The organism is Streptomyces viridochromogenes DSM 40736 (assembly GCF_000158955.1).
GTDB classification, from domain to species: domain Bacteria; phylum Actinomycetota; class Actinomycetes; order Streptomycetales; family Streptomycetaceae; genus Streptomyces; species Streptomyces venetus.
Window position 1 is genome coordinate 3489155 of the sequence record NZ_GG657757.1, and the last position, 7974, is coordinate 3497128.

A 7974-nucleotide genomic window follows, 5' to 3' on the forward strand; every position below is an offset into this window, starting at 1 on the left:
CCCGTCGTCGCCTTGGTGAGCCATTACCTCACCAACAAGCTGATAGGCCGCGGGCTCATCCTGCACCGCCGGAGCTTTCCACCATCACGGATGCCCGCGATGGTCAATATCCGGTATTAGACCCCGTTTCCAGGGCTTGTCCCAGAGTGCAGGGCAGATTGCCCACGTGTTACTCACCCGTTCGCCACTAATCCACCCCGAAGGGCTTCATCGTTCGACTTGCATGTGTTAAGCACGCCGCCAGCGTTCGTCCTGAGCCAGGATCAAACTCTCCGTGAATGTTTACTCGGCCAGTAAATTAATACAGCCGGTGCTACACCACGAGAGCGGAACAGTCAGGCGGAATAAGCCCGACCGTTCACAGCGTCCTCGCTGTGTTTATTTCAAAGGAACCTCGTCCCAGCCTGATGGCCGGAGACGGGGTATCAACATATCTGGCGTTGACTTTTGGCACGCTGTTGAGTTCTCAAGGAACGGTCGCTTCCTTTGTACTCACCCTCTCGGGCTTTCCTCCGGGCGCTTCCCTTCGGTCTTGCGTTTCCGACTCTATCAGATCTTTCCGATCCGATTTCCTCGGCGCTTTCCAGGTCCCGCTTTTCGCGGTTTCCTTTCCGGCGGTTCCGACTTTATCAGAAGTTTCGAGCCGGACTGACCGGCAACTCATTTCCGATTCATCGGGAGGGGCTTCAGTGAAAGCGACGTTTCACGAAGCAGACAGATACTCACTGTAGCCGGTTCGGGGCTGAACCCCGCCTCCAGGCAACTGTTCGAATCTACCTCCCCGCACTCGCCGTGTCAACGGCTCCTGTGGGGCGAAGAGGAGACTAGCAGCTGAACAGACGTGTCCGCACATCAGGCGGTCGTGCCTGACTTCAGGCCGCTGTCGGGACGGTGGCGCTGCGTTCCGCCGCGTCGAGGTCGCCGGTCTCACCGGCTCGTGCGGCACGGCCACCCAGGACATAGACGTAAAGGAGGAAGGCCACTTCGGCGATGACTCCGATGGTGATGCGTGCCCAGGTGGGAAGGCCGGAGGGGGTGACGAAGCCTTCGATGGCGCCGGAGACGAAGAGAACCAGGGCGAGGCCTATGGCCATGCCGATGGCGGCTCGGCCCTCTTCCGCGAGAGCCGTGCGCCGCGTGCGGGGGCCCGGGTCTATGAGGGTCCAGCCGAGGCGCAGACCGGTGCCGGCGGCGACGAAGACGGCGGTCAGTTCCAGCAGGCCGTGTGGGAGGACGAGGCCGAGGAACGTGTCGAGGCGACCGGCCGAGGACATCAGTCCGAACCCGACGCCGAGGTTGAGCATGTTCTGGAAGAGGATCCAGAGGACCGGGAGTCCCAGGAAGACCCCGAGGATCAGGCACAGTGCGGCGGCCCAGGCGTTGTTCGTCCAGACCTGGGCGGCGAAGCTCGCGGCCGGGTGGCTGGAGTAGTACGTCTCGTACTGGCCGCCCGGGCGGGTCAGCTCGCGGAGTTCGCTGGGGGCCGCGATGGAGGCCTGCACTTCGGGGTGGGTGCCGATCCACCAGCCCAGGAGGACCGCGACGGCCGTGGACAGCAGCGCGGTGGGGACCCACCAGCGGCGTGAGGTGTAGACGGCGGCGGGGAAGCCATGGGTGAGGAACCGGGTGACGTCGCGCCAGGAGGCGCGCCGGGTTCCCGTCACAGCGCTACGCGCGCGTGCCACGAGTTGGCTGAGCCGGCCGGTCAGCTGGGGGTCGGGTGCGCTGGACTGGATCAGGGAGAGGTGCGTGGCGGTGCGCTGGTAGAGGGTGACGAGTTCGTCGGCTTCTGCGCCGTCGAGGCGGCGCTGGCGGCGGAGCAGCGCTTCGAGGCGGTCCCACTCCGCGCGATGGGCGGAGACGAAGACGTCGAGGTCCATCGGTGTGCCTGCTCCTCGGCTGTTCGTCGGCGGCTCGTCGTGGATCAGCTTGTCGTACTACGGCGCGATGCGCCCTCAGCTTGGCAGACTGGCCCTGTCGGGGGCAGGGCAGGGGAAGGGCGGCGGGGCGTGAGTGAGCTGGTGACGGGCGAGGCGGTGGCGTTGGAGCTGCGCCCGGCGAGGCTGCCCAGCAGGGCGTTGGCCGTGTTGCTGGATCTTGTGGCGGCCATGGCCGTCTACATCGCGGTGACCGTCGCGTTGGTGGTTTCCACCGCCTCGCTGGACGAGGCGGCGCAGACGGCGCTGTCGATCGCGACGTTCGTTCTGGTGCTGGTGGGCGCGCCGATCGCGGTGGAGACGCTCAGTCATGGGCGGTCGCTCGGGAAGATGGCCTGCGGGCTGCGTGTGGTGCGGGACGACGGTGGTCCGATCAGGTTCCGGCATGCCCTGGTGAGGGGCTTGATCGGGGTGATCGAGATTCTGATGACCTTCGGGATCGTCGCCTGCATCGCCTCGTTCGTGTCGGCGCGTGGGCGGCGGCTCGGTGACGTGTTCGCGGGGACTCTCGTCGTACGGGAGCGGATCCCGGTCGCGCGGGCCGGTTTCGTGCCGCCTCCTCCGCCGTGGCTGGCGGGGCGGTTCTCGGGGCTCGATCTGTCCGCGGTACCCGAGGGTCTGTGGCTCGCCGTCCGTCAGTACCTGACGCGCATGCAGCAGTTGGATCCGCAGGTGGGCCGGTCGATGGCGGAGCGGTTGGCGTCGGATCTGGCGGAGCGTACGGGAGCTCCGGTACCGCAGGGGGTTCCGGCGGCGGCGTATCTGGCGGCGGTCGTGCAGGAGCGGCAGGCCCGGGAGGCCCGGCGGGCTTTCGGGGACGGGGCCGCCTCTTCCGCGCCATCTGCTGCGGCTTCGGCCGAGGTCCGGGCCCCGGCCGACGTTCGGGCTTCGGCCCCGGACGAGGTCCGGGCTGCGTACGGACCACCGGTGGTGCCGCCCGGCGCGATGTCCGAAGTGATCGAAGCGACCGAAGCGACCGCGGCGACCACAGCGACCGAGCCGGCTGCGGGAGGCCGGCCTGCGGAGTCGCACGAGGTGCCGGCTGGTGACCGTCCGGGCACCGGGTTCGTGCCGCCGGCGTGACGGCGGGCGGGCTGCCCGCCCATCGGCTGCCGGGGCTGCCGGGGTCGTCGGCTCAGGTGAACAGCGACGGTGGTGATTCGAGGTCCTCGAGCTCGATTCCGGGGGCCGCGAGCACTACGTCGCCGGCGATGTGCACGGCGTGCTGCTCGCCCGTGTCCAGGGCTGTGACCTGGTATTCGTCCACGGTCAGGGGGCCACTGTCAGTGGTGTGTGCTTCTCTCTTCAGCAAGGCCCACGACTGGTCCACGGTGCGCGGGGCGAGGACCGGGTCCGTGAAGGCTACGAGGCGTACGCGGGTGGCTGTTGCCGAGGGGGTGAGGCGCAGGAGACGGGCGGTGGCGACGAGAAATGCCGGGGAGGTCCCGGTGAAGGCGTGGGCGCGCACATTGCCTTCGGTGGCCTCGGTTCCGGTGGGGTCGGTGCGGACCCAGGTGACGCCGTCGAGGGCGGCGCCGCGGACCTGCCAGGCGGCGGCGTGGAGTTCGAGGCGGATGGGGCGGCCGAGTTCGTCGAGGGTGAGGTCCACCGAGCCGCGGTGGTCGCCCGAGGGGGTGGTCAGCTGGGAGACGTAGCGCCAGCCGGAGGGGCCGACGGCGCACTGGAAGTGCTCATCTGCGAGGGGGGTGTGATCGTGCGGATCATGGAGCGAATAACGGCCGCGGGGCATGGGGGTCCTGGGTCCTGACGGGCTGGGCCGGTCACCGGTCCGTCGAACGGGGCAGGCCCCCGGCACGGGGGTGCGGGGGCCTGCCTCGGTCTCGACGGTGCTGTGCTGCCGGCTCAGTAGCGGTAGTGGTCCGGCTTGAACGGGCCCTCGACCTGCACACCGATGTACTCGGCCTGCTCGGGGCGGAGCGTGGTCAGCTTCACGCCGAGCGCGTCGAGGTGGAGGCGGGCGACCTTCTCGTCGAGGTGCTTGGGCAGCACATAGACGCCGGTCGGGTACTCGTCGGGCTTGGTGAACAGCTCGATCTGGGCCAGGGTCTGGTCCGCGAAGGAGTTGGACATCACGAACGACGGGTGACCGGTGGCGTTGCCCAGGTTCAGCAGACGGCCCTCGGAGAGAACGATGATCACCTTGCCGTCGGGGAAGGTCCAGGTGTGGACCTGCGGCTTGACCTCGTCCTTGACGATCCCGGGGATCCTGGCCAGGCCGGCCATGTCGATCTCGTTGTCGAAGTGGCCGATGTTGCCGACGATGGCCTGGTGCTTCATCTTGGCCATGTCCGAGGCCATGATGATGTCCTTGTTGCCGGTCGTGGTGATGAAGATGTCGGCCTTGTCGACGACCTCGTCGAGGGTCGTGACCTGGTAACCGTCCATCGCCGCCTGAAGGGCGCAGATCGGGTCGATCTCGGTGACGATCACACGGGCGCCCTGACCGCGCAGGGACTCCGCGCAGCCCTTGCCCACGTCGCCGTACCCGCAGACGACCGCCGTCTTGCCCCCGATGAGGACATCGGTGGCGCGGTTGATGCCGTCGACCAGCGAGTGACGGCAGCCGTACTTGTTGTCGAACTTCGACTTGGTGACGGCGTCGTTGACGTTGATCGCCGGGAACAGGAGGGTGCCGTCACGCTGCATCTCGTACAGGCGGTGGACGCCGGTGGTGGTCTCCTCGGTGACACCGCGGATCTCCGAGGCCAGCTGCGTCCACTTCTGCGAACCGTCCGTGATGGTGCGGGTCAGCAGCTCGAGGATGACGCGGTGCTCGTCGGACTCGGCGGTCTCGGGCGAGGGGACCTTGCCGTCCTTCTCGTACTCGACACCCTTGTGGACGAGCAGGGTCGCGTCACCACCGTCGTCCAGGATCATGTTGGGGCCGCCGGTGGGGCTGTCCGGCCAGGTCAGGGCCTGCTCCGTGCACCACCAGTACTCCTCCAGGCTCTCGCCCTTCCAGGCGAAGACCGGAACGCCCTGAGGGTTGTCCACGGTGCCGTTCGGGCCGACGGCGATGGCCGCGGCGGCGTGGTCCTGGGTGGAGAAGATGTTGCAGGAGGCCCAGCGGACCCGCGCGCCCAGGGCGACCAGGGTCTCGATGAGCACAGCGGTCTGCACCGTCATGTGCAGGGAGCCGGTGACACGGGCGCCCGCCAGGGGCTGCGCCTCGGCGTACTCCTTGCGGATCGCCATCAGGCCGGGCATCTCGTGCTCGGCGAGGGTGATCTCCTTGCGGCCGAACTCGGCCAGGGAGAGGTCGGCGACCTTGAAGTCCTGTCGGTTGTCGACAGTCGTCATTGCGAGCTGCTCCTCGGGGTGTGGGTCGAGGTGGGTACGGCTGGTCTGCGCGGCGGCGGACACAGGGGTGCCCGAAGGAGGACACAGGCATGCCCGCGTAGGCGCAGCGCAGTCCGTCGGAGGCCCTCTCTCCCTCGGCCGGTCCGCGTCGGGACCGCCCGACCGCCATCAGCAGCGACGTCTGGCTCCGTCCCAAGCTACACCGGGAGGCCGGGCCACCCACAGCCCGCCTCCGAACAGATCGCGCCACCGGGGCCAGGGGAAGTGGGGTGGGTGCGAGGTCCTTCGGGGGCGGCGGCAGGTCAGGTGGCGGTGGGGTGTGCGAGTGGTGGGCGAGAGCGATAACAGGACACCAACGAACCGTCGACAGGAGGCGGTAAAGCGGTACGTACAGGGATCTTCGGGCCTTTGAGTCTGCGGTGGGGTGGTGCAGGATGCCCCGGAGATCTGACCAACTGATCGATCTTGCGGGAGCGTCCGGGACGGCGATTCCGTATGACAAAGGCGTTAGGAGATCGACGTGACCGAACCGGCCGGCCCTCCCCCCACGGGCGAAGACGGTGGCGAGCGGCAGCGGTTGAAGCTGCTCGCGGTGACCGCGTGCCCGACCGGCATCGCCCACACGTACATGGCGGCCGAGAAGCTCGCCCAGGCCGCCGAGAGCCGCGGCATCGACATGAAGGTGGAGACCCAGGGATCCATCGGGGCTGAAAACGTCCTCGACGACAACGATGTCAACCACGCGGACGGCGTGATCGTCGCCGCGGACAAGGACGTGGACCTGAGCCGTTTCGTCGGCAAGCGGGTGCTGACGGTCGGGGTGGCCGAGGGCATTCGCCATCCGGAGCAGCTGATCGAGAGGGTGCTGTCGGCGCCCGTGCACGCCGGAGGGGGCAGCCCCTCGGCCCCCATGAACTCCGCGGCCGGTGGCGGCAAGGAGCGGAGCATCGGGTACAAGGCGCTGATGAACGGGGTCAGTTACATGATCCCGTTCGTCGTGGTCGGCGGGCTGCTGATCGCGATCTCGCTCTCGCTCGGCGGGCACACCGACCCGTCGGGCGGACTGGTCATCCCGAAGGACTCCTTCTGGATGGACGTGAACAACATCGGCGTCATCGGCTTCACGCTGATGGTGCCGATCCTGTCCGGCTACATCGCGTACGCCATCGGGGACCGGCCCGCACTCGTGCCCGGCATGATCGGCGGCTGGATCGCCAACACCGGTGAGCTGTACGGCTCCAAGGCGGGCGCCGGGTTCATCGGGGCGATCGTGACCGGGTTCCTCGCCGGATACCTGGTGCTGTGGATCAAGAAGGTCAGGGTCCCGAAGTTCGCGCAGCCGATCATGCCGATCATCGTGATCCCGATCGTGGCGACCACGGCGCTGGGGCTGTTCTTCATCTATGTCCTCGGCAAGCCGATCTCGTGGGTGTTCGAGCATCTGACCGACTGGCTCAGCGGTATGACCGGTACCAGCGCGATCCTGCTCGGCGCGATCCTGGGGCTCATGATCGCGTTCGACATGGGCGGGCCGGTCAACAAGACGGCGTTCCTGTTCGGCGCCGGGCTCATCGCGACCGGCAACCAGACGGTCATGGGCATGTGTGCGGCCGCGATCCCGGTCATGCCGCTGGGGCAGGGCCTGGCCACGCTGATACGGAAGCGGCTGTACACCGAGCAGGAGCGGGAGACGGGGCTCGCGTCGCTGTTCATGGGGTGCTTCGGCATCTCGGAGGGTGCGATCCCGTTCGCGGCTGCGCGGCCCGCGCAGGTCATCCCGGCCAACATGCTGGGTGGCGCGGTCGCCGGTGCGATCGCGGGAATCGCCGGCGTCGAGGACGCGGTGCCGCACGGTGGTCCGATCGTGGCGGTGCTGGGCGCGGTGAGCGGTGTGCCGACGTTCTTCGTGGCCGTGGTGATCGGCTCGGTCGTCACCGCGCTGGCCACGGTCACCCTGGTCGACCTGAGTGAGCGAGGGCGTCGTGGGGCGGCGGCGGGCGGCGTCGGTACGGCTGTGCCCGTGCCCGAGCCCGTACCGGCCGGGGTTGGTGCCGGAGGGGCCGACGTCGGAGGCGGCACGGCGTCGCAGCGGGTCGTCCGCGAGACGGAGGCGGTCGGCGCGAGTGCGTCCGCCACGGCGCGGTCCGCGGGGTCCGAGGCTCCCGAGATGGCTGCACCCGAGAAGTCGGAAGAGCCCGCGGACAGTGCTCCGGCCGAGGAGGCCGGCGTGGGCGGGGTGCTCTCCGGCTACCTCACTCAGGAGACCGTGAAGGTCGAGCTCGGCGCGGACGGCAAGGAGTCCGCGATCCGGGAGATGAGTGAGCTGCTCTCCCGCACCGGCAAGGTCGCGGATGTGGACGAGCTGGTGGCGTGTGCGCTGCGGCGGGAGGCGCAGGGCACGACCGGGCTCGGTGAGGAGATCGCGATTCCGCACGCCAAGACGGATGCGGTGACGGAGCCGGTGGTCGGTTTCGCGCGGTCCGCGGAGGGCGTCGAGTGGGGTTCGCTGGACGGGACGAAGGCGAGGCTGGTGTTCATGATCGCCGTACCGGAGGCGGCGGCGGGTGACGAGCATCTGCGGATTCTGGCGCTGCTGTCACGGAAGTTGATGGATGCCGGTTTCCGGGAGCGGCTGCTGGCCGCGCCGGACGAACCGGCGCTCCTCGGGGTGCTGCGCGAGGTCGGGTGACCGGAGGCCGCGCATAAAGCCCGTGGG

At 68.5% G+C, this 7974-nt stretch carries 5 protein-coding genes and 1 other annotated feature (1 of these 6 running past the window's edge); of the genes, 2 read left to right on the forward strand and 3 right to left on the reverse strand.

The window, feature by feature from the left end:
- Nucleotides 1–279: a sequence feature (mutual gap in cmsearch alignment for this rRNA model is longer than 100), on the reverse strand; it reaches 1222 nt to the left of the window's first position.
- Between the two features lie 593 nt (nucleotides 280–872).
- Complete coding sequence (locus SSQG_RS15190) at nucleotides 873–1880, reverse strand: stage II sporulation protein M (RefSeq protein WP_003990663.1); 1008 nt, start codon at nucleotides 1878–1880, stop codon at nucleotides 873–875.
- Nucleotides 1881–2009: 129 nt separating this feature from the next.
- On the opposite strand from SSQG_RS15190, the gene SSQG_RS15195 reads away from it, so the two are divergent.
- Nucleotides 2010–3020 (forward strand): RDD family protein, encoded by a 1011-nt coding sequence (locus SSQG_RS15195; RefSeq protein WP_003990664.1) that lies wholly within the window; start codon nucleotides 2010–2012, stop codon nucleotides 3018–3020.
- A 52-nt stretch (nucleotides 3021–3072) separates the two neighbouring features.
- Here SSQG_RS15195 and SSQG_RS15200 read toward each other — a convergent pair whose 3' ends face one another.
- A complete protein-coding gene (locus SSQG_RS15200) occupies nucleotides 3073–3687 on the reverse strand; it encodes a hypothetical protein (RefSeq protein ID WP_003990665.1) in 615 nt (204 codons plus the stop codon).
- Nucleotides 3688–3800: 113 nt separating this feature from the next.
- Nucleotides 3801–5258: an adenosylhomocysteinase gene (ahcY, locus tag SSQG_RS15205; RefSeq protein ID WP_003990666.1), complete on the reverse strand. Its 1458-nt coding sequence runs from the start codon at nucleotides 5256–5258 to the stop codon at nucleotides 3801–3803.
- Nucleotides 5259–5778: 520 nt separating this feature from the next.
- On the opposite strand from ahcY, the gene SSQG_RS15210 reads away from it, so the two are divergent.
- Nucleotides 5779–7947 carry a fructose-specific PTS transporter subunit EIIC gene (locus tag SSQG_RS15210; RefSeq protein WP_003990668.1) on the forward strand — a complete coding sequence of 723 codons (2169 nt, stop codon included), beginning with the start codon at nucleotides 5779–5781 and terminating at the stop codon, nucleotides 7945–7947.
- Nucleotides 7948–7974 lie beyond the last annotated feature (27 nt).

What these genes read in the sequence shown, in the direction of transcription:
- ahcY (WP_003990666.1), bottom strand. Translation starts at nt 5,258, where the DNA reads ATGACGACTGTCGACAACCGACAGGACTTCAAGGTCGCCGACCTCTCC.
- SSQG_RS15200 (WP_003990665.1), bottom strand. Translation starts at nt 3,687, where the DNA reads ATGCCCCGCGGCCGTTATTCGCTCCATGATCCGCACGATCACACCCCC.
- SSQG_RS15190 (WP_003990663.1), bottom strand. Translation starts at nt 1,880, where the DNA reads ATGGACCTCGACGTCTTCGTCTCCGCCCATCGCGCGGAGTGGGACCGC.